The organism is Streptomyces sp. NBC_01520 (assembly GCF_045040375.1).
In the GTDB taxonomy this organism is placed as follows: Bacteria; Actinomycetota; Actinomycetes; order Streptomycetales; family Streptomycetaceae; genus Streptomyces.
Genome location: NZ_CP109404.1, coordinates 388287 through 409422, shown reverse-complemented (window position 1 = coordinate 409422; position 21136 = coordinate 388287). Strand labels below are relative to the sequence as shown.

The window sequence follows — 21136 nt, the reverse complement described above, 5'->3', positions numbered from 1 at the left end:
CGCCGACCGCCCGTCCGCCGGCCGGCCGGATGCTCAGCCGCGCGGGATCCGGACGACCGCGGTACCGCCGTCGAGGTCCACGGTGGTCCGGTTCGGCGGCGCCCCGTCCTCCTCGTCGTCCCGCATCAGCAGGGCCGACTGCCGTTCCTTGAGCTCGTTCTGTTTCCCGGGGGAGTAGTCCGCGTGCAACTGCTCGAACCCCGTGGCCGAAATCTGGCCCTGGCGGGCCGCGTTGCGCCCCGGGAGGACGCCCGCCCGTCCGGCACGCAACAGCAGCTGATCGACGAAGGCCAGTGCGGTCAGCAGGAGGACCAGCCCGGGCAGGGGCATGAGGACGGCGAATTCCACCCGCCCAGTATGCGGCGCGGAGCGCCCGTGGCGTCCGGCCGGATCCGGAATGACGGGGCTTCGCTCCCGGCGACGCTCACCGCTTCTCGCTCCTCGTCGGAGTCCGGTCAGCTGCCGGGGGTGCCGTCCCCGGCCGGGCCGAGGCGCCCGTGGACGCGCCGCAGCAAGGCGGCGAACTGCGCACGTTCCGCCTCGTCCAGGGGAGCCAGAAGGTCTTTGTCGATCGAGGCGACTTCGTCGTTGAGGCGCGACAGGACGGAACTGCCCGCCGGTGTCAGCGCGACCTCGATGCGGCGACGGTCCGCCGGGTCACGGGTGCACGCGACGTGGCCGGCCTTGTCCAGGTCCTGGACCGTCCTCGCCAGGTCGCTCTGGTTCATGTCCAGCCGGGACGCCAGATCCCCCTTGGACCGGGGGCCGACATCGGCCAGCATGGTCAGCACGGTCAGGTGCCACAGGCGCAGCCCGTGGGGCGCCAGCGCCTCGGTGAGTCTTCGGCGCGCGGCCTTCCCCGTCGCGTACACGAGGTACGCGTTGAGGTTCAGCACCCCCGGGGGTGTCGTGCCCGTGGGCGGTGGGCCGGTGACCTCCGCGCTCGGCACGGCAGGGCGGAGCCCCCTCGCCAACATCTCGACGTGCGGACCGCCGTCGGCGAGTGCCCGGAATATCCGGGGCCAGTCGGTCGGTCCGCTGGAGATCCCGACGATCGTGTATCCGGCGTCCGACGGGTTGTCGGTCGTCCCCGGGGAGGCCGGCGGTTCCATGGTTCTTCCTAACGGTGGCGATGGCCGGAGACGGTTCGACGGGTTTCGGAGACGTGGGGGTTGGGGGGTGAGGTATCCGCCCATGGTGGTGAAGTATTCGGTGACGGGGAGTTCCTGGCCGGTGCCTGTGCGGGCGTCGTTTCCGGTGCGGATTCGGGTGATGGCGAGGCCGTGGTTGTTTCCGGTGCGGGCGTCGTTTCCGGTGACGATGCCGTTGTTCTCGCAGTAGAACAGTAGTAAGTAAAGCAAGCCTTACCTAAGGATGCAACGCCCGCTGATTTCGGTGGTGTTCATGGTCGCGGACTCCCCGCTTGTCCGTTTTGCCAGGTCGACACGCCTGCATGATGAAGTTAGCGTTCCCTGAGTTCCGCCGGGCGTCGATCGGCAGGCATGCCCTTTCCGGCAGCGGGCACCGACCCCGCCGGCGGACCGCACCGTTTCGACGACCGCCTAGGGAAACGGAACTCCCCATGCTCTGTACGAGGCTGACGAACGCCCACTTCATCACCATGGACCCCGATCATCCCGTCGCCCACGACCTGGGCATCTGGCACGGCCGGATCGTGGGCCTGGACGCGGCGGTGACCTCGCTCCCGGCCCGTGAGGTGATCGACCTCCAGGGTGCGACGGTGCTGCCGGGATTCATCGACAGCCATGTGCACCTGGCCTGGACCGGGCTGCGTGCCAGGACCCCGAGCGTGGCCCCGTGCGAGCGCGTCGACGACGTGCTCGCCGTCGTGGCCGAGGCCGCAGCCCGGCAGCCGCCCGGCTCCTGGGTGTCCGTCTGCGGATACGACCAGCGAGGGCTGGGACGCCATCTGACCGCCGCCGAACTGGACCGGGTCAGCGACGGCCGCAAGGTGTTCATGACGCATGACTCGGGACACGCCTGCGTGGTCAACAGTGCCGTGCTGGACCTGCTGCCCGCCGACGTCCCGCACACCGAGGGCTACCTCGCGGAGGGCGCCATGGGCGCCGCCCGCAACCTCCGGCTGCCCTACTCCCAGGCCGAGCTCGCGGACGCCGTCGCGGACGCCGCCCGGACCTGCCTGGCGGAAGGGGTGACGGCCTGCGCCGAAGCGGGCATCGGCGGCACCATGTTCGGCCACAGCCCGCTGGAGCTGGCGGCGTATCAGCTCACCCGGGAGCAGGGGCGACTGCCCCTGCGGGTGCAGCTCATGGTCTCCGCCGACAACCTGCGTCCGGTCACCGGACACGCCGACGACGGGATACCCCGGGGCCTGGACCTGGGCCTGCGGACCGGCTTCGGTGACGACCGGCTCTCGGTCGGCGCGCTGAAGATCTGGACCGACGGCGGCATGATGGCCCGGACGGCCGCGCTGAGCACCCCGTACGAGGGCCTGGACCACGCGGGCGAGTTGCAGGGTGATCCGGAGGCACTCACGGACACCATCGTGGACGGTCATCTGGCCGGCTGGCAGCTCGCTGTCCACGCCATCGGGGACCGCGCCGCCGACCTCGCACTGGACGCCCTGGAACGGGCCCAGCGCCTACGGCCGCGCCCGGACGCCAGGCACCGCGTCGAACACGCCGGGCTGATCCGGCCCGACCAGCTGCCGCGCTTCGCGCGCCTGGGCGTGATCGCCGTGATCCAGCCGAACTTCCTGCGCTACTTCGGGGACGACTACGCCCGCATCATGGGCCCGGACCGGGCACCCTGGCTGTACCGGGGCAGGGGATTCCTCGACCACGGCGTCACTCTGGTGGGCAGCTCCGACCGGCCCGTCACACACGGATCGCCGCTGCGGGCCGTCCAGTTCATGGTCGAGCGGTCCTCCGAGTCGGGTCTGCGGATCGGCCCCGACGAGGGCATCACGGTCGACGAGGCGCTGCGCGCCTACACCGTCGGCGGAGCCTTCGCCTGTCACTGGGACGACACCGCGGGCAGCCTCACACCCGGCAAGCGCGCCGACCTCGTCGTGCTGGGCGACGACCCGCGGCGCGTCGACCCTTCACGTATCGGCGACATCGAGGTGGTCACGACCTTCGTCGACGGCAGGGAGACGGAGAAGGAGCCGGTGTGAAGACGACGGACACGGGCGGGACGGCGTGAAGTCCCGCGCAGAAGCGCTCGGGGCGGCACGGTGACGCGTGGGGCGGGCCCGTCCGGACCCGCCCCACGGCGGCACAGGCGCGGCGCCTCAGCGTGAGGGCTTCCAGCGGCCGCCCCGTGCCGCCGCCACCAGCTCCTGAACCGTCGCGAGCTTGACGCGGGCCCGGCCCTCGCTGGCTCCGAGGGCCAGTTCGGTACGCTCGATCTCCGCCAGACCGCGGGCGTCGACGATCCGGCGGTTGCGGCGCCGCACCAGTCGGCGGAACTCCTTCGGTCCGTGTTCCGGCGTGGGCAGCGTCCCGGCGACGGCGTCCCCCAGCAGGGTGCCGACGGTCTCGGCGGCGCAGGTCCGGTTGGCGCCGATGCCGCCCGAGGGACCCCGCTTGATCCATCCCACGACATACGTACCCGGCAGGCCCGTCACGCGTCCGCCCTCGTGCGGAACGGTGCCGGTCGCCTCGTCGAACGGCAGTCCCGGCACCGGCACACCGCGGTAGCCCACCGCCCGCAGCAGCATTCCGGCCGGGATCCCGGTGTCATCGGCCCCGTCCGTGACGCGCACGGCACGGACCGCGCCGTCGCCGAGCGCTTCCACGGGCGCGGAGTGGAAGCGGAGCACGATGCGTCGGCCCGCCGTCGGCGCGGCGGCCCAGTCGACCCGCTCGCGGGCGACGCCTCGCAGCACCGCGGCCTTGTCGCGTGGACCGGCGGCGTCGATCGCCGCGCCGGTCCGCGGGTCGTGGTCGTCGACGACCAGCTCCACGCCGGGCAGGTGCTTGAGGGCGAGCAGCTCGGGCCTGGTGTACGCCGCCTCCCCGGGACCCCGCCGTCCGAGCAGCACCACCTCGCGCACCCCGCCGGAGCGCAGGGCGTCGAGCGCGTGGCCGGCGATGTCGCTGCCCGCCAGCGTGTCCGGGTCCGACACGAGGATCCGGGCGGCGTCGACGGCGACATTGCCGTTGCCGACCACGACGACCCGTTCCGCCGACAGGCCGACGGCGTCCGCCGCGACCTCCGGGTGGGCGTTGTACCAGGAGACGAACGTCGTCGCCGAGATGCTGCCGGACAGTTCCTCGCCCGGGATCCCGAGCCGGCGGTCGGCGCCTGCGCCCACCGCGTAGACCACCGCGTCGTGGTGCGCGGCGAGCTCCTCCCGTGTGATGTCCCTGCCCACGTCGAGACCGAGGAGCATGCGTACCCGCGGATGCGTGTGGAAGCGGGCGAAGGCGTCGCCGGCCCTCTTGGTCGACGGGTGGTCCGGTGCCACCCCGTAGCGTATGAGTCCGCCCGCGACGGGCAACCGGTCGACGAGCGTCACCGCGGCATCCGTGTGCAGCAGCAGGTCCTCGGCCGCATACATGCCTGCCGGGCCCGTGCCCACCACCGCGACCCGCAGCGGGGCGAAGTCGGACGGGAGGCTGCGCTCGAAGGCGGGCTCGCTCCACGCGTGGAAGTTCGGTCCCGTGACGGCGGGTTCGGGCTCCCGGTCCTCGAAGTACGCCGCGTTGACCGCGCCGTACTCCCGCTGCGCGCCGGTCAGGCTCTCCACCGGGAAGACCGCGTCCACCGGGCAGGCGTCCGCGCAGGCACCGCAGTCGATGCAGGTCTTCGGGTCGATGTACAGCATCTCCGTGCGGCCGAAGTCCCGTTCCTCCGGCGTCGGATGGATGCAGTTGACGGGGCACGCCGCGATGCAGGTGGCGTCACCGCAGCACGTCTGGGTGATGGCGTAGGTCATGTCGTCCGCTCAGATCAGGTGGGCACGCTTGTAGAACACCAGAGCCGGCCTGGTGAGCAGACGGGCGGAGGCCAGGAACTCCATCAGGCCCGAACAGCTGGAGCGCATCATCGACTTGTGGTGCTCGTTGGCCTTCGCCTCGCCGACGGCGCGTTCCCTGTCGAGTCCCGCGTTGGCGTAGACGTCCTTGTTGACCATGCTGGTGACGATGACGTAGGACGCGACCGCGATGACGAACGCGTGGATCTGGCGGCGTATCCGCCCGGCGCCCGCGAGGTGCCTGCGCGTCTCGGCGCGGGCGAACTTCATGTGCCGGGACTCCTCGACGACATGGATGTTGTTGATGGTGCGGACGAAGGGCACGACCCGCTCGTCCCGCATCCAGTCGCGCTGCATGACGTCCAGGACCTCTTCGGCGACCAGGATCGCCGCGTACGCCGCCTCGCCGAAGGCCACGGTCTTGAAGGCCCGGCCCAGCTCCACGGCGAGCCGGCGCGGCCGGTACGCAGGGGCACCCAGCTTCTGGGCACCGCGGGCGAACATGATCGAGTGCCGGCACTCCTCGGCTATCTCGGTCAGCGCCCACTGGACGTCCGCGCCGGTGGGGTCCTTCGCGTAGATGTCGCGCAGCACCATCTGCTGCAGGATCATCTCGAACCAGATACCCGTGCTGGCCACCGACGCGGCCTCCTGCCGGGTCAGTTCCTTGCGCTGTGCGTCGGTGAGCTCACCCCAGTACGCCGTGCCGTACAGCGTGCACCACTCCGGGCTCGCGCCGTGGAAGTCCTTGTCGAGCGGAGTCTCCCAGTCGACTTCCGTAGCCGGGTCGTACGCCAGCTTCGCCGCCGAATCGAGCAGTCGACGGGCGACCTCGTGCTCGTGCGGTTCCTGTGCCTCGGGTCGAACGGTGCTGCTTGCCATGGTGCGGCTCCTCGGTTCGCGCGTGACAGATGCGGCTGAGGTGACGGAGTGTCACCTCCCGTTGGTACGGCCTGCCGTGGTGGCGGCCGTGGGGAGTCTGTGCGGTGCCTGCCCGGTGGCGGAGGCGTGGGTGGACGCGGAGCCGTGGGTGATGGCGGTGCCGGGCCCGCGTCCGTACGGCCGCCACGACCGACACCTCCGGTGGAACACGAGAACGGGTCGCCCGCCACCGCTTGTTAGACGCAAGGTATAACAAGGGTGCGGCGTGAGCCTACCCCCGAGTAAGAAGTGCGTACGTTCCTCCGCGACATCTCCTCCCTTCCTGCGTGCCCCGTGCGCGCTCCGGCCGAACGGCGGGCCCGGGGCTCGACCTGGAGTGGGCTCCAGGCCGCAGAGTGGAGGGATGAGCGATCCGATTCTTCCCGGAGTGCCGGTCGAGGTGCCGCCCGAAGGGCTGCTCATCGGCGAGGCGGCGGCGGTCTGCGGCCTGAGCGTCGACGCGCTGCGCCACTATGAGCGCGAGGGGCTCACCCTGCATCCGGCGCCCCGGTCCCCCTCCGGCCGGCGCCGCTACGGTCCGCGCGATCTCGCGTGGCTGGGCGGTCTGGTCATGCTGCGGCGGACCGGGATGCCGATCGCGGCCGTCCGCGAGTACGCCGCGCTCGCCAGGGAGGAGGGGACCGACGCGAAGCGGCTGGACCTCCTTGAGCGGCACCGGGCCGAGGTGGTGGAGCGCCTGGAGCGGACGCGGACCGGCCTCGCCGCGATCGACCGGAAGATCGCCTCCTGCCGGAACGCCCTCGGCATGGACGCGGACGCCTGAGAAGTGCCGGTTCGGGCACTGGACGTTCGTCATCCCGAACATCGTTCGCGATTTCAGTGCGAGTCATTGACGCCGCCATGCGCCGCGCCTACGGTCCCGTCCGAAGTGACGGGCAGGCGTCGAAATATCGAACGTACGTCAGGGATTCCTGCCCTCCTTCTCGCTGTCCACAGACGAAGGAGCCGCGAGCCGCCATGTATCCACCCCACCTCAGCCGGCGCCGTGCCCTCGCGGGAGGCGCCGGCGCCCTGGCCGCGGCCGGAGCCCTGTCCGGCTGCGCCGCGCCCGCAACAGCCGTCGGGCCCGGCCGGACCCGCCTGCGGTACTGGCACCTCTTCGGCGGCGGCGACGGCGTCAACATGCAGGCGATGCTGGACGACTTCCGGGCCGGCCACCCGGAGATCGCGCTGGAGGCCGCGACGCTGCAGTGGGGAGCCCCGTACTACACCAAGCTCGGCATGGCCGGAGCCGGCGGCAGGGCGCCCGAGCTCGCCGTTCTGCACCTCGCCCGGCTCGCCGGGTTCGCCCCCGGCAGGCTCATCGACCCGTTCGACCTGGACCTGCTGGCCGACCACGGCGTGCGGGAGCAGGACTTCCCTCCGGAGATCTGGCGCCGCGGCCGGGTGGGCGGCAAGCAGTACGCCGTACCGCTCGACACCCACCCCTTCGTCCTCTACTACCAGAGCGAGGTGTGCGAGAAGGCCGGGCTGACGGAGGGCGGAAAGCTCAAGCCGATGGACGGTCCTGACGAGTTCGCCGACGCCCTGCGCGCGGCGAAGAAGGTGACCGGCCGGCCGGGACTGGTGACCGAGACGCTCGGCCCCGACTGCATCACCCCCTGGCGGCTCTTCTCCACCTTCTACGCCCAGACCGGCGGGACGGTCCTGTCCGCCGACGGCAAGCGCCTCGCGCTCGACGACGCCAAGGCCCTGCGCGTCCTGGAGTACCTGGCCACCCTCGCGGAGGAGGGTCTGATGGTGCGCCGCGCCGACTACGGCGCCTCCGTGGGCATCTTCAACGGCGGGCAGACCGCCTTCCACCTCAACGGCGAATGGGAGATCACCACCTTCCGGACCGCCGGACTCCCGTTCTCCATGACCCGCGTGCCCGCGCTTTTCGGCAGCGCCGCCACACAGGCCGACTGCCACACCTTCGTCCTGCCGCACCAGGCCGACCGCGGCGGCGCGCCGAACGAGGCCGCGCACACCCTCGTCGCCTGGATGCTCCGCAACTCCGTGGCCTGGGCCGAGGGCGGTCATGTCCCCGCCTACCTGCCGGTGCTCGAGGATCCGGCGTACCTCCGGCTGAAGCCGCAGTCCGAGTACCGCGACGTGATCGACGACGTGGCGCTGGACGAGCCCGCGTGGTTCGCCGGCTCCGCCTCCCGTCTGTGGATCGAACTCGGCGCCGTCTTCTCCGGCGTCCTCACCGGATCGCGCACCCCCCGCGGCGCGCTCACCGAGGCCAAGGCCCGTCTCCGTACCCTCCTCGACACCCGCAACCCCCTTCCCGGAGCCGTGTCATGACCTCCACCACCGCGGCGCCGCCCCCCGTCGCCCAGCAGGTCGGGGCCGTGTCCGCCCGCCAGGCCCGCTCCGTGCGCAGGAGCTGGACCGAACACGGCCTGGTGTTCATCGCCCCCTTCCTGCTCGTGTACGCCGCGTTCCTGATCTGGCCACTGATCTCCGGTGTTGGCATGAGCCTGACCAGTGAGAACATCACCGGCACCGGCGGTGAGTTCGTCGGCCTCGACAACTACGCCGAGGCGATGGGCGACCCCGAGGTGTGGTCCTCGCTGTGGAACACCGTCTGGTTCACCGTCCTGTCCACCGTCCCGCTCGTCCTCGTCGGTCTGGGGCTCGCACTGCTGGCCCATCAGCTGAGCGTCGTGCAGTGGGTGTGGCGGCTCAGCTGGTTCGCGCCGTTCCTGCTGCCGTCCGGTGTCGTCTGCCTGCTCTTCGGGCAGATGATCTTCCCCTCCGGCTTCGGTCTCGCCGACCAGATGCTCGCCGCCGTCGGCCTGGAACCGGGCATCGGCTGGCTGAGTGACGAGCGGTACGCCATGCTCTCCGTCGTCGCGACCACCGTCTGGTGGACCGTCGGCTTCAACTTCCTGCTGTACCTCGCCGCACTCCAGGCCATTCCCGCGCACCTGTACGAGGCCGCCGAACTGGACGGAGCCGGGGCCCTGCACCGGCTGTGGCACATCACCCTGCCGATGCTCCGCCGCACCACCGGACTCGTCGTGGTGCTCCAGGTCCTCGCCTCGCTGAAGATCTTCGACCAGGTCTACATCATGACCGGCGGCGGCCCGGACGACTCCACCCGGCCCATCCTGCAGTACGTCTACCAGCAGGGCTTCACGGGCTACCGCATCGGCTACGCGTCCGCCGTCTCCTACATCTTCTTCGCCCTGATCCTGACCGTCTCCCTGGTGCAGCCGCTGCTGTCCCGGCGCCGAGCTGAGGAGGCCGCGAAGTGAGCGGTTCCGCCACCGTCACCACCCGCCGCACACCGCGGTCCGCCACCGGGGGCCGCCGCCCGCGCTGGACCCCCGGCAGGATCGTCCTGCTCGCCGTCGCCCTGGTCCTCACCGCGGCCTGGCTCGTCCCGCTCGCCTGGGCCGTCGCCACCTCCCTGAAACCGGAGGGCGAGACGACGAAGACCCCGCTCGCGTGGATCGGCTCACGCGTCACCTTCGACGCGTACGCCAAGGTCTGGGAGTCCGGCGAGCTGATGCGCTGGCTCATGAACTCGGCGTACATCTCCCTCATGACGACGCTGCTGACCGTCGTGACCTGCGCGATGGCCGCGTACGGATTCACCCGCACCGACTTCCGGGGCCGCCGGCTGCTCTACGGGCTGGTGCTCGCCGGCATCATGGTGCCCCCGCAGGTGCTCATCGCGCCGTTGTTCCACGAGATGGTGCAGCTCGGACTCGTCGACACCTACTGGGGTGTGATCCTGCCCCAGGCCGCCGTGCCCGCCATGGTGTTCATCCTCGTGAAGTTCTTCGAGGGCGTGCCGAGGGAGCTGGAGGAGGCCGCCTTCGTGGACGGCGCCGGGCGCTGGCGGGTGTTCTGGACGATCGTGATCCCGCTGTCCCGGCCCGTGCTCGCCGCCGTGGCGATCTTCACCTTCATCTCCACCTGGAACAACTTCCTGTGGCCGTTCCTGGTGACCACCGACCCGGGCGGCATGACCCTGCCCGTCGGCCTCGTCAACGTCCAGTCGTCCTTCGGTGTGCGGTATGCGCAGATCATGGCGTCCCTCGTCATCGCCGGACTGCCGCTCCTGGTCGTGTTCGCGCTGTTCCAGCGGCAGATCGTGCGCGGCATCGCCCACACCGGTCTCGCCGGCCAGTAGGGGCTCCCGGACGCGCCCGTACGGAAGCCCCGGCGACCGTACGGGCCGCGCCGGCCGGGTCAGCCGGCCGCCGTGCCCCGCGCCAGCAGCAACGCCACATCCACCGCCGCCACGGCCACCGTCCCCGCGAGCGCCGCCTTCCGCCTGAACCCGCCCCGCGCGAGCCCGGCCGCGGCCGCGGACACCGCCACGGCGAGGGCGACCGCCCCCCACCCGCCCGCCGGCCCCGAGGGCCCCAGGACCAGCACCGCCGACGCCGCCACCAGCGGGACCGGCAGCAGGAGCCGGGTGCGGGCGGCGCCCCACCGCTGGGGCAGGCCGCGGATTCCGGCCGCCAAGTCCGCGTCGATGTCCGGCAGCACATCGGCCAGATGGGCCGCGACACCGAGCAGCGCCCCCGCCGTCACCGCCCACCATGCGGGCCAGGGGCGGCCGGGCAGGCTCAGGGCGACCAGGCAGGGCAGGCTCGCGAAGCCGATCGCGTACGGGAGCCAGGACAGCGCCGTCGCCTTCAGCCCCAGGTTGTAGAGCCAGGCCGCCAGGACCCCGGCCAGATGCGCCGCGCCGGCGGCGGGGCCGCACGCGAGCGACAGGGGCACGCACAGCACCAGCGACGTGACCGCCGCGTACCGGACCGTGCTCCGGTCCACCACGCCCCGGGCCACCGGCTTGTCCGTCCGCCCGGCCTCGGCGTCGCGCCGGGCGTCCAGGGCGTCGTTGCACCATCCCACCGAGAGCTGCCCGGCCAGTACGGCGGCGGCGATCACCGCGCACCGGGCGGACCCCGCCCCGGACCCGGCGGCCAGGACGGTTACCAGCACGGTGACCGCCGCCACCGGCCCGGGATGACAGGACAGCGCCAGCCCCGCCACGGGGCGCGCGGGCCCGTCGGATACCGGCCGTTCCATGGTGTCCACCGGGCGATCGTAGACACCGCGGATCGAGCCAACACGGCAGCCGCGCGTCTCATTTGCAGGGATTTATCGTGAGTCATGGGCAGGATGTGGGTCATGACCTCTCCGAAGCGGGAACGCGGATGACCCGGATCGCCGCCGTGCACGGGGTCCTGCCACCGCACCGCCACACCCAGCAGGAGGTCACCGACATGGTGGCGCGCACCTGCCTGCCCGCAGGGGCGGACCGCCGCGTGCTGGACCGGATCCACGGGAACGCCCGGGTCCGCAGCCGGAACATGGTGCTGCCGCTGGAACGCTACGGCGAACTGGACGGATTCGGGGCGGCCAACGACGTGTTCATCGACGCTGCCGTCGACCTGGGCGCCCTGGCTGTGCGCGAGGCGCTGCGGAAGGCCGGGCTGCGGCCCACGGACGTGGACCTGCTGCTGTTCACCTCCGTCACGGGCGTGGCCGCCCCCTCCGTCGACGCCCGGCTCGTCGGCCGCCTCGGCCTGCGCCCCGACGTGAAACGGCTCCCCGTCTTCGGCCTGGGCTGCGTCGCCGGAGCCGCCGGAGTGGCCCGGCTGCACGACTACCTGCTCGGCCGGCCCGGACAGGTGGCCGTACTCCTCTCCGTCGAACTCTGCTCGCTGACCTTCCAGCGCGACGACGCGACCCCCGCCAACCTGGTCGCCACGGGCCTGTTCGGCGACGGCGCGGCGGCCGTGGTCCTCGTCGGAGGCCGGCACGCGCGGGCGGAAGGCCCCGAAGTGGTGGACACCCGCAGCCGGCTGTACCCGGACACCGGACACGTCATGGGCTGGGACATCCGGAGCTCCGGCTTCAAGGTGGTGCTCGACCCGGCCGTCCCCGACGTCGTACGCCGGTATCTCGCCGACGACGTCCGCGGATTCCTGGAGGAGCACGGGCTCAAACCGAAGGACATCGCCCACTGGGTGTGCCACCCCGGCGGGCCCAAGGTCCTGGAGGCCGTCACCGACGTCCTCTCCCTGCCCGAGGGGGCGCTCGACATCACCTGGCGGTCACTGGCCGAGGTGGGCAACCTGTCGTCGTCCTCGGTCCTGCACGTCCTGCGGGACACCCTGGAACAGCGACGGCCCGAGCCGGGAACCCCCGGCCTGCTGATGGCCATGGGGCCCGGCTTCTGCTGCGAACTGGTGCTGCTGCGCTGGTAGTCCGGAGGAACACGTGATCTGGTACACCACCCTGGTGCTCGCAGTCGCCGCCGAGCGCCTCGCCGAGCTCACCGTGGCTCTGCGCAACACCCGCTGGAGCCTGGACCGCGGCGGCATCGAGTCCGGGCGCGGCCACTATCCGGCGATGGTGGCCCTGCACACCGGTCTGCTCGCCGGATGCCTCGCCGAGACCTGGTCGGCGCAACGCCCGTTCGTACCCTGGTACGGCTGGGCCATGGTCGCGGTGGTGGCCGCCGCGCAAGGACTGCGCTGGTGGTGCGTACGCACTCTCGGGCACCGGTGGAACACCCGGGTCATCGTCGTCCCCGGGCTGCCCCCGGTGACCGGCGGGCCCTACCGGTGGCTGCGCCACCCCAACTACGTAGCGGTCGCCACCGAAGGCCTCGCCCTGCCACTCGTCCACGGTGCGTGGGTGACCGCCGTCGTCTTCACCCTGCTGAACGCGGCGCTCATGGCGGTACGCATCCGCTGCGAGGACGGCGCCCTGGCCCGCCTCCCGGAAGCGGGAGCCCGCGCGTGATCGACATCCTGGTGGCCGGCGGCGGGCCCGCCGGACTCGCGGCTGCCATCCGCGCCGCCGCGGCCGGCCGCGAGGTCGTCGTGGTCGAACCCCGTGCCGCTCCCGTGGACAAGGCCTGCGGCGAGGGCATCATGCCCAGCGGCGTGGCCGCCCTGCGCGCGCTGGGCGTCACGGTCCCCGGCAGCGAACTGCGCGGCATCCGCTACGTCGAGGGCGCCCGCAGCGCGGAGGCGTCCTTCCGCGGCCCGCCCGGCCTCGGCGTACGCCGCACCGCACTCCACGACGCACTGCACCGCCGGGCCCTGGGCCTCGGCGTACGGATCGTCGCGGGCCGGGTGGGGGAAGTGCGGCAGGGACACGACAGCATCGGCGCGGCGGGGCTGACCGCACGCTGGCTGATCGCCGCCGACGGCCTGCACTCACCGCTGCGCCGCGCCCTCGGCCTCGACCGCCCCGTCTCCGCCCCGCGCCGCTACGGACTGCGCCGGCACTACCGGGTCGCCCCGTGGACCGATCTCGTCGAGGTGCACTGGTCACGCCGTTGCGAGGCGTACGTGACACCCGTCGGCGACCAACTCGTGGGTGTCGCCGTACTCAGCGGCGACCGCCGCTCCCACACGGACCACCTGGCCGCGTTCCCCGCCCTGGCCGAGGCCCTCCGCGACACGGAGGCCGGTCCCGTACGCGGCGCCGGGCCCCTGCGGCAGTCCGCGCGCAGCCCACGGGCCGGACGGGTCCTGCTGGTCGGCGACGCGGCCGGCTATGTCGACGCCCTCACCGGGGAGGGCATCGCCCTGGCCACGGCGACCGCGGCGGCGGCGGTCGACTGCCTCACCGCGGGCCGCCCCGACACCTACCCCGCACGCTGGGCACGACTGACCCGCCGTCACCGGCTGCTCACCCAGGGGCTGCTGGCCGCAGCCCGGCACCCACAGGCCGCCCGGCTGATCGTCCCCGCCGCCCACCGCCTGCCCACGGTGTTCGCCGCGGCGGTACGCGCCCTGCAGTAGCGCCCCCCCCCGTGTCCGACGGCCGGGCCGCTCTGCGATCCTGACAGGGTGCCGCCCCTCCCCGTGACCCCGCAGGCCATCACCCCCGACTCGCCGTACCCCGCGCTGAGTTCCCTGATGACCCAGTCCTGGCTGGACCTGGCCTTCCTGCACTGGGCGGCCGACCCCGCGGACGTGGCACCGCTGCTGCCCGCCGGGACGGTCCCCGACACGCTCAACGGCGTCACCTACGTCGGACTCGTGGCCTTCCGGATGCACCGGGTCGGCTGGTTCCGCCTGCCCGGCGTCCCCTACCTCGGCACGTTCCCCGAAACGAACGTGCGGCTGTACTCGGTGGACTCCCAAGGGCGGCGCGGAGTGGTCTTCCGCTCGCTGGACGCCTCCCGGCTGATCCCCGTGGCCATGGCACGGACGATGTTCCGACTGCCGTACGTATGGTCCCGGATGGACGTCAGGCAGGACGCCGACACCCTCACGTACACCAGCAGGCGGCGGTGGCCCGGACCGCGGGGCGCGCACAGCCGGATAGTGCTGCGCATAGGCGACCGTGTCGAGAACCCCGACGCCCTCGAACACTTCCTGACCGCACGCTGGGGCATGCACAACACCTTCTTCGGACACCGGACCTACCTCGCGAACACCCACCCCCGCTGGCCCCTGCACCGGGCCCGGCTCCTCGAATGTGACGAGAACCTGGTGACGGCGGCGGGCCTGGCCGCGCCGGAGGGCGAGCCGGTGAGCGTGCTCTACTCGCCGGGCGTCCCCGTCCGGTTCGGCCTCCCGGCCCGCCCCGGAGGCATCCCGACCCCCTGACACCGCCGGGGTGCTCCGACCGAGGTCCGGCACGGTGCTCCACGGCATGTCGCCGCCCGTTCCGGCCCGGGGCCGCTCTACTGTCGCCGCCACGGACGGACCGAACGGTGGGAGCGACATGCGCGGAGTGGCCCGGCTGATCTGCGGACGACGCACCAAATGGGCGGTCGTGGCCTTCTGGCTCCTCGTCCTCGTCCTCGCCGCACCACTGGCCGGGAAGCTCATGGGCGCCCAGGACAACGACGCCGCGTCCTGGCTGCCGAGCAGCGCCGAGTCCACCCAGGTCTGGGAGGAGTCCAAGGAATTCCGGCCCGAGATCATCACCGCGATCGTCGTGTACGCCCGCGAGGACGGCCTGACGGGCGCGGACCGCGCGCGGATCGCCGAGGACAAGCGGCAGCTCATGACGCTGAGCGCGCACGGCGTACGGGGCACGGAGACCCGGGGCCCCCTGTACAACAGCCGGACCGCGCCGGCCGCCGCCCAGATCTTCGTCCCCATCACGATGGACGAGGAGGGCTGGGAGCGCATCGGCCCCGCCGTCGACTCCGTGCGGGACGTCGTGGGCAGCGGCGGCGGAGGACTCGCCGTCCACATCTCCGGACCCGGCGGGGTCGCCGCCGACTCCGCCGACGCGTTCTCGGGCATCGACTCGACCCTGCTCCTCGCCGCGCTCGCCGTCGTGGTCGTGATGCTGCTGATCACCTACCGCAGCCCGAGCCTGTTCCTCCTCCCCGTGATCTCCGTCGTCGCCGCACTCCTCACCGCCCAGGCCGTCATCTACCTCCTCGCCGCACACGCGGGCCTCACCGTCAACGGACAGAGCGCGGGCATCCTCACCGTGCTGGTCTTCGGCGCGGGCACGGACTACGCCCTGCTGCTCGTCGCCCGCTACCGGGAGGAACTGCGACGCCACGAGGACCGGCACGAGGCCATGGCCCGCGCACTGCACCGGGCGAGCCCCGCCGTGCTGGCGAGCAGCGGCACCGTGGTGCTGAGCATGCTCGTCCTGCTGGTCGCCGAGATGAATTCGACCCGCGGCCTCGGCCCGGTGGCAGCGATCGGCGTGGCCGTCGCCCTCGTCGCCATGCTCACCCTGCTCCCGGCCCTGCTGGTGATCTTCGGCCGCTGGGTCTTCTGGCCGGTGGTACCCCGCCTCGGGACGCCCGAGCCCACCGAGCACGGCTTCTGGGCCCGTACGGGACAGCGGCTCTCCACCCGCCCCCGCAAGGTCTGGGTGGCCACCTCCCTCGTACTCGCCGCCCTGTCCCTGGGACTGGTCCAGCTGCGCGCGGCGGGGCTCAGCAACGCCGATTCCTTCCCCGACAAGCCGGACTCGATCGTCGGCCAGGAGATCCAGCACCGGTACTTCCCGGCGGGCAGCGGCAGCCCTCTGGTCGTCATCGCGGCAGCGGACCGGAGCGCGCAGGTGCGGACCGCGGTGGCACAGACACGCGGCGTGGTGCCCGGCTCACTCGTCGTACCGCCCGGCGCCGAGCCGGAACACGACGGCCGGGTCATCTTCGAGGCGACCATGACCGACCCCGGGGACAGCGAACGCGCCGAGCAGACCGTGCAACGGGTACGGGACGCCGTCCACCGGGTGCCGGGAGCGGACGCCCAGGTGGGGGGAGACACCGCGGCACTGCTCGACATGGACACCGCCACCCGGCACGACAACCTGGTCATCATCCCCCTCGTCCTGCTGGTGGTACTGATCATCCTGACGCTGGTGCTGCGCGCCCTGGTGGCGCCGCTGCTCCTGATCGCGACGGTGGTGCTCTCCTTCGCCGCCGCGCTGGGCGTCAGCGCGCTCGTCTTCCGGTACGTCTTCGACTACGCGGGCGAGACGACGGACTTCCCGCTCTTCGTCTTCATGTTCCTGGTGGCGCTCGGCGTCGACTACAACATCTTCCTGACCACCCGGATCCGCGAGGATGCCCTGCACCGGGGCACCCGCGCGGGCGTGGTGACGGGGCTCGCCGCCACCGGCGCGGTGATCACCTCGGCGGGCCTGGTCCTGGCGGGCACCTTCGCCGTGCTGGGCACCCTGCCGGTCGTGGCCTTCGCGGAGATCGGCTTCGCCGTCGCCCTGGGCGTGCTCCTGGACACCCTCGTCGTACGGTCCGTGCTGGTCACCTCCCTCTTCCTGGACATCGGCCCGCGCGTCTGGTGGCCGCACCGGCTCGCCCGCGAGGACGGCGGCCAGGCGAAGGAGTCGGCAAGGGCCTGACGGCCGGGCCGCCCGTACCGCTCGCCCGGTGTAGGGCAAGGGTGTAAAAAGGGGGGCATGGCCGGACGCTACGGCCGCCCGCGCTCGTTTCTCCGAATGAGAACCGTCGCAGGTCAGGTCTTTCTCCTGCAGGTGGCGATCGTGGTGTTGCTCGTCACGGCTGCCGTGGCAGCGCTTCTGCTGCAGTCCAGGGCTGCCAGCGAACGGGAGGCACGCAATCGCTCGGTCGCCGTGGCCGGAACCTTCGCGAACTCCCCCGGCATGGAGGCGGCCCTGGCGAGCCCCGACCCCAGTGGCTTGCTCCAGCCCAAGGCGGAGGCGGCCCGGAAGGCCTCCGGGGTCGACTTCATCGTCGTGCTGAACCTGGACGCCGTCCGCTACACCCATCCGCTGCCCGACCGGATCGGGAAGAAGTTCGTCGGTGACGTGGAGCCCGTGCTGAAGGGCGAGGTCGTCACCGAGAAGATCATCGGGACCATCGGGCCGCTGATACAGGCGGTCGTGCCGGTCTTCGGCGCGGACGGCAAGGTCATCGGCATGGTTTCCGCGGGCATCACCATCGCCCGGGTGAGCGGGGTCTCGGAGGACCAGTTCCCCCTCCTGTTCGGCGCCGCCGCGGGAATCCTGGTCCTCACCGCAGGCGGTACGGCGCTCGTCAGCAGACGGCTGCGGCGCCAGACCCACGGCCTCGGCCCGACCGAGATGACCCGGATGTACGAGCATCACGACGCAGTCCTGCACGCAGTGCGGGAGGGCGTGCTCATCATCGGCGGCGACGGGCGGCTGCTGCTGGCCAACGACGAGGCACGAAGGCTCCTCGGACTCCCCACGGACGTCGAGGGCCGCTCCGTCACGGAGCTGGGGCTCGACCCCGTCACCAGCGAGCTGCTGACCTCGGGACGCGTGGCGACCGACGAGGTCCTCTCCGTGGGGCACCGGGTGCTGGCCGTCAGCCAGCGCGCCACGGACCGGAACGGCGGGCCGCCGGGCAGTGTGACGACCCTGCGCGACACCACGGAGCTGCAGGCACTGACCGGCAAGGCGGACGTGGCACGCGGCCGGCTGAAACTGCTCTACGACGCGGGCACGGAGATCGGCACCGCCCTCGACGTCGTACGGACCTGTGAGGAGCTGGCGGACTTCGCCACGGCCAGATTCGCCGATTTCGCCACCGTCGACGTGGCCGAGACCGTGCTGCACGGGGAGGAGCCGACCGCCGCCCGCGCGGTCAGCGACATGCGGCGCACGGCGTTCAGTGGCCTCCGCCACGACACGGGTCTCTACCCGCGGGGGTCGGTGATCCGCTTCCTGCCGAGCACCGTCATCGGGAGCCGCCTGGTCAGGGGGGAAGCGGTCCTGGACACCGATCTGCCCCGGCTGTCCGGATGGCAGCAGCAGAACCCGGCGCGGGCCGAACAGATCGTGGCCTGCGGCTTCCACTCGATGATCGCCGTCCCGATGCGCGCCCGGGGCGTCATCCTGGGCGTGGCCACGTTCTGGCGCGCGGGGAAGCCCGAACCCTTCGAGGAGGAGGACCTGTCCGTCGCCGAGGAACTCGTCGCCCGCGCCGCCGTGAGCATCGACAACGCCCGCCGCTACTCGCGCGAGCACAACGTCGCGATCACCCTGCAGCGCAGCCTGCTGCCGCGCGGCCTCCCCGACCAGAGCGCCATCGACGCCTCCTACCGGTACCTGCCCGCGCAGGCCGGGCAGGGCGGGCTGGGCGGGGTCGGCGGCGACTGGTTCGACATCATCCCGCTGCCCGGCGCCAGGGTCGCCCTCGTGGTCGGGGACGTGGTGGGCCACGGACTCCACGCCGCCGCCACCATGGGGCGCCTGCGCACGGCCGTCCACAACTTCTCGACCCTGGACCTGCCCCCCGACGAGCTCCTGTGGCACCTGGACGAGCTGGTCGCCCGCATCGACCGCGACGAGACGGCCGACGGCGGGGAGGGCGGTGTCACCGGAGCCACCTGCCTGTACGCCATCTACGACCCGGCGACCGGCCGCTGCACCATGGCGCGGGCCGGCCACCTCCAGCCGGTCGTCATCAGCCCCGACGGCACCGCGGCGTTCGCCGACGTACCCGGCGGACCGCCGCTGGGCCTGGGCGGCCTCCCCTTCGAAACCCTGGACATGTACCTGCCCGAGGACAGCCGGCTGGTGCTCTACACGGACGGGCTCGTCGAGGACCGGCACCGGGACATCGACGAAGGGCTGGAGATGCTGCGCTCCACCCTCGAAGGACATCCGGACCGGACCCCGGAGGAGATCTGCGAGACGGTCCTGCGGGTCCTCGTGCCCGCGCGGGCACGCGACGACATCGCGCTGCTGGTGGGCCGCACGCGCCGGCTCGCCGCCGAGAACGTGGCCGACTGGGAGGTCGACTCCGACCCCGCCGCGGTGTCCGGCATACGGGCCGAGGTGTCCCGCACCCTGACCGAGTGGGATCTGACCGAGGAGGCGTTCACGACCGAGCTGATCCTCAGCGAACTGGTCACGAACTCCATCCGCTACGCCACCGGCCCGATCCGCGTCCGGCTGGTCCGTGACCGCACCCTGATCTGCGAGGTGTCCGACCGCAGCAGCACCTCGCCCCACCTGCGGCAGGCGGCCACCACGGACGAGGGGGGCCGCGGTCTCTTCCTCGTCGCCCAACTGGCGGAACGCTGGGGCGCCCGGTACACCGACGACGGCGGCAAGGTCATCTGGACCGAGCAGCTACTCCCGGGGGCGACACCCCCGGACGATCCGGCGGTCGGCAACCCGCGACAGTTGTGACGTTTCTGTGAGTCCTGACGCAGAGGGTAAGAGGTGCCGGGGCGACCGAAGAGGACTGTGTGCACAGGGGCGGGGAGCATCGTCGTACGCAGGTGCACGACGTGCGGCTCCGCGAGGCCGTCGAGCGTGCCCAGCAAGGGGACGAGGAGGCTTTCGGTACGGCCTACCGGATCGTGCACCCCGGACTGCTGGGCTACGTACGCGGGCTGGTCGGGGACGACGCCGAGGACGTCGCCTCGGAGGCGTGGCTGGAGATCGCCCGCGACCTCGGGCGGTTCCGCGGTGACGGCGCCGGGTTCCGCGGCTGGACGGCGACGATCGCCCGCCACCGGGCGCTGGACCACCTGCGCAGGCAGAAGCGGCGGCCCGTGATCTCGCTGACCGAGCACGACGCCCTGGACCTACCCGGGCAGACGGACACCGCGGGAGCGGTCCTGGAGTCGCTGGAGACCCGCCGGGCACTCGAACGCATCGCGCGGCTGCCGCCCGACCAGGCCGAGGCGGTCCTCCTGCGCGTGGTCGTCGGGCTGGACGGGCCCGCGGCGGCGCGGGTGCTGGGCAAACGGCCGGGTGCGGTGCGGACGGCCGCGTACCGGGGGCTGAGGAGACTGGCCGAGCAGATGGCCTCGGAGGGCCGGGCGGACACGGTGACGCCCGCCGTGCCGCGCACGCAGGGGGACGAGACATGAGACGCGAAGAGCGGGATCCGGACGAGGCTCTGGTGACCCCGGACATCGAGGCGCTGGCCGACGCCGTACGGGGCCGCGGCACGGCGGCGCGGGAGGCCGAGGCCCTCGCGGCGTTCTGCCGGGCGCACGACGCGGGAACCCCCGCCCGTGCCGGGCGAAGCCGCAGGCGGGACGACTGGCGCCCGGCCGCCGGGCGGCGGAGCGCCGGGACGCCATGGAAGGCGGCACTCGGCGCGGTCGTCGCGTCGGCGGCGCTCGGCGGGGTGGCGATGGCCGTGGGCGTGGTCCCCGTCCCGTTCGACCGCGACCCCGGTCCCGCACCGACGGTGGACGCCCCCCGCGGTCCGGCAGGACCCCCTGCGGTCGTACCCGTACCCGGTACGACGCAGGAGTGGCGCCCGCAGCCGGCGGCACCGTCCGCCTCGGCGCACGGTCCGGCCGATCCGGGCCTGGTGGGGCTCTGCCGCGCCCGGAGCGCGGGGGGTGGCGCCGGCTCGGACCAGGCGTCCGGGCGCCTCGCGGAGGCGGCGGGAGGGCAGGACGGCGTGGACGAGTTCTGCGACCGGGCGCTGGAGGAGAGTGGCGCCGGGGGGCCGTCGAAATCCGCGAAGCCGTCACCATCCGTGAAGCCGTCGAAGTCCGCCAAACCGCCGAAGTCCGCGAAGCCGTCGAAGTCCCCGAAGTCCGCGAATCCGCCGAAGTCGGCGAAACTGTCGAAGGAAGCGAAGGCCGCCAAGTCGCCGGAGCCTTCGAAGTCGCCGAAGGCCGCCAGGACCACGAAGGCTGCCGAACCAGCCGGTACCGCGTAGGCCGCCGACGGCCCGCAGGCGCGTGGCCGGGGCCGTCCCGCCGCCAGGCGGGCGGGCGCCCGGCGCGTCGGGAGCGGCGAGCGGTGTGCGCCCGGCAGTACGGCAGACCCGCACTGCGGCGCCGCCGAAGCCGG

Annotated in this window: 18 protein-coding genes; 13 read left to right on the top strand and 5 right to left on the bottom strand. The window is 72.5% G+C overall.

Annotated features, from left to right (window positions below; all coding sequences use genetic code 11):
- Nucleotides 1-33: 33 nt before the first annotated feature.
- On the bottom strand, nucleotides 34-348 hold the full coding sequence (locus OG524_RS01815; RefSeq protein ID WP_405392748.1) for a DUF6191 domain-containing protein: 315 nt from the start codon (nucleotides 346-348) through the stop codon (nucleotides 34-36).
- Nucleotides 349-455: 107 nt separating this feature from the next.
- A complete protein-coding gene (locus tag OG524_RS01810) occupies nucleotides 456-1112 on the bottom strand; it encodes a MarR family winged helix-turn-helix transcriptional regulator (protein WP_405392749.1) in 657 nt (218 codons plus the stop codon).
- Nucleotides 1113-1582: 470 nt separating this feature from the next.
- Here OG524_RS01810 and OG524_RS01805 point away from each other — a divergent pair, with 470 nt between their 5' ends.
- Nucleotides 1583-3157 (top strand): amidohydrolase, encoded by a 1575-nt coding sequence (locus OG524_RS01805; protein ID WP_405808726.1) that lies wholly within the window; start codon nucleotides 1583-1585, stop codon nucleotides 3155-3157.
- A 117-nt stretch (nucleotides 3158-3274) separates the two neighbouring features.
- On the opposite strand, the gene OG524_RS01800 is transcribed toward OG524_RS01805, so the two are convergent.
- The gene (locus OG524_RS01800) at nucleotides 3275-4924 is read right to left on the bottom strand and encodes an FAD-dependent oxidoreductase (RefSeq protein ID WP_405392751.1); all 1650 of its coding nucleotides are present in this window, start codon (nucleotides 4922-4924) and stop codon (nucleotides 3275-3277) included.
- A gap of 9 nt (nucleotides 4925-4933) precedes the next feature.
- A complete protein-coding gene (locus OG524_RS01795; protein ID WP_405808725.1) occupies nucleotides 4934-5845 on the bottom strand; it encodes a diiron oxygenase in 912 nt (303 codons plus the stop codon).
- Between the two features lie 403 nt (nucleotides 5846-6248).
- Between OG524_RS01795 and OG524_RS01790 the strand changes: the two genes are divergently transcribed.
- From OG524_RS01790 to OG524_RS01775, 4 genes are all read left to right on the top strand, one after another.
- On the top strand, nucleotides 6249-6668 hold the full coding sequence (locus tag OG524_RS01790) for a MerR family transcriptional regulator (RefSeq protein WP_405808723.1): 420 nt from the start codon (nucleotides 6249-6251) through the stop codon (nucleotides 6666-6668).
- 194 nt (nucleotides 6669-6862) lie between these two features.
- Nucleotides 6863-8194, top strand: a complete 1332-nt coding sequence (locus OG524_RS01785; protein ID WP_405808721.1) for an extracellular solute-binding protein — start codon at nucleotides 6863-6865, stop codon at nucleotides 8192-8194.
- Nucleotides 8191-9150, top strand: a complete 960-nt coding sequence (locus OG524_RS01780) for a carbohydrate ABC transporter permease (RefSeq protein WP_405392755.1) — start codon at nucleotides 8191-8193, stop codon at nucleotides 9148-9150. The genes OG524_RS01785 and OG524_RS01780 overlap by 4 nt, the downstream gene beginning before the upstream one ends.
- Nucleotides 9147-10034: a carbohydrate ABC transporter permease gene (locus tag OG524_RS01775; protein ID WP_405392756.1), complete on the top strand. Its 888-nt coding sequence runs from the start codon at nucleotides 9147-9149 to the stop codon at nucleotides 10032-10034. Before OG524_RS01780 ends, OG524_RS01775 begins: the two co-directional genes overlap by 4 nt.
- A gap of 59 nt (nucleotides 10035-10093) precedes the next feature.
- On the opposite strand, the gene OG524_RS01770 is transcribed toward OG524_RS01775, so the two are convergent.
- On the bottom strand, nucleotides 10094-10942 hold the full coding sequence (locus OG524_RS01770; RefSeq protein ID WP_405393379.1) for a UbiA family prenyltransferase: 849 nt from the start codon (nucleotides 10940-10942) through the stop codon (nucleotides 10094-10096).
- A 128-nt stretch (nucleotides 10943-11070) separates the two neighbouring features.
- On the opposite strand from OG524_RS01770, the gene OG524_RS01765 reads away from it, so the two are divergent.
- From OG524_RS01765 to OG524_RS01730, 8 genes are all read left to right on the top strand, one after another.
- Nucleotides 11071-12126 carry a type III polyketide synthase gene (locus OG524_RS01765; RefSeq protein ID WP_405393381.1) on the top strand — a complete coding sequence of 352 codons (1056 nt, stop codon included), beginning with the start codon at nucleotides 11071-11073 and terminating at the stop codon, nucleotides 12124-12126.
- A 13-nt stretch (nucleotides 12127-12139) separates the two neighbouring features.
- Nucleotides 12140-12667, top strand: a complete 528-nt coding sequence (locus tag OG524_RS01760; RefSeq protein ID WP_405392757.1) for an isoprenylcysteine carboxyl methyltransferase family protein — start codon at nucleotides 12140-12142, stop codon at nucleotides 12665-12667.
- Nucleotides 12664-13677: an NAD(P)/FAD-dependent oxidoreductase gene (locus OG524_RS01755; protein ID WP_405392758.1), complete on the top strand. Its 1014-nt coding sequence runs from the start codon at nucleotides 12664-12666 to the stop codon at nucleotides 13675-13677. The genes OG524_RS01760 and OG524_RS01755 overlap by 4 nt, the downstream gene beginning before the upstream one ends.
- A 48-nt stretch (nucleotides 13678-13725) precedes the next feature.
- Complete coding sequence (locus tag OG524_RS01750) at nucleotides 13726-14490, top strand: YqjF family protein (protein ID WP_405808718.1); 765 nt, start codon at nucleotides 13726-13728, stop codon at nucleotides 14488-14490.
- Between the two features lie 118 nt (nucleotides 14491-14608).
- Nucleotides 14609-16723: an MMPL family transporter gene (locus tag OG524_RS01745; protein ID WP_405808716.1), complete on the top strand. Its 2115-nt coding sequence runs from the start codon at nucleotides 14609-14611 to the stop codon at nucleotides 16721-16723.
- Between the two features lie 57 nt (nucleotides 16724-16780).
- Nucleotides 16781-19504: a SpoIIE family protein phosphatase gene (locus OG524_RS01740; protein WP_405808714.1), complete on the top strand. Its 2724-nt coding sequence runs from the start codon at nucleotides 16781-16783 to the stop codon at nucleotides 19502-19504.
- 59 nt (nucleotides 19505-19563) lie between these two features.
- Entirely contained in the window at nucleotides 19564-20193 is a 630-nt protein-coding gene (locus OG524_RS01735; RefSeq protein ID WP_405392762.1) for an RNA polymerase sigma factor, read from the top strand.
- Entirely contained in the window at nucleotides 20190-21002 is an 813-nt protein-coding gene (locus OG524_RS01730) for a hypothetical protein (protein WP_405808712.1), read from the top strand. The genes OG524_RS01735 and OG524_RS01730 overlap by 4 nt, the downstream gene beginning before the upstream one ends.
- The last annotated feature ends 134 nt before the right edge of the window (nucleotides 21003-21136 follow it).

Bases quoted from the DNA above. Each gene is read 5' to 3' on its own strand.
- OG524_RS01765 (WP_405393381.1), top strand. From the start codon at position 11,071: ATGACCCGGATCGCCGCCGTGCACGGGGTCCTGCCACCGCACCGCCAC.
- OG524_RS01800 (WP_405392751.1), bottom strand. From the start codon at position 4,924: ATGACCTACGCCATCACCCAGACGTGCTGCGGTGACGCCACCTGCATC.
- OG524_RS01770 (WP_405393379.1), bottom strand. From the start codon at position 10,942: ATGGAACGGCCGGTATCCGACGGGCCCGCGCGCCCCGTGGCGGGGCTG.
- OG524_RS01745 (WP_405808716.1), top strand. From the start codon at position 14,609: ATGCGCGGAGTGGCCCGGCTGATCTGCGGACGACGCACCAAATGGGCG.
- OG524_RS01785 (WP_405808721.1), top strand. From the start codon at position 6,863: ATGTATCCACCCCACCTCAGCCGGCGCCGTGCCCTCGCGGGAGGCGCC.
- OG524_RS01780 (WP_405392755.1), top strand. From the start codon at position 8,191: ATGACCTCCACCACCGCGGCGCCGCCCCCCGTCGCCCAGCAGGTCGGG.
- OG524_RS01810 (WP_405392749.1), bottom strand. From the start codon at position 1,112: ATGGAACCGCCGGCCTCCCCGGGGACGACCGACAACCCGTCGGACGCC.
- OG524_RS01740 (WP_405808714.1), top strand. From the start codon at position 16,781: ATGGCCGGACGCTACGGCCGCCCGCGCTCGTTTCTCCGAATGAGAACC.
- OG524_RS01805 (WP_405808726.1), top strand. From the start codon at position 1,583: ATGCTCTGTACGAGGCTGACGAACGCCCACTTCATCACCATGGACCCC.
- OG524_RS01795 (WP_405808725.1), bottom strand. From the start codon at position 5,845: ATGGCAAGCAGCACCGTTCGACCCGAGGCACAGGAACCGCACGAGCAC.
- OG524_RS01790 (WP_405808723.1), top strand. From the start codon at position 6,249: ATGAGCGATCCGATTCTTCCCGGAGTGCCGGTCGAGGTGCCGCCCGAA.
- OG524_RS01730 (WP_405808712.1), top strand. From the start codon at position 20,190: ATGAGACGCGAAGAGCGGGATCCGGACGAGGCTCTGGTGACCCCGGAC.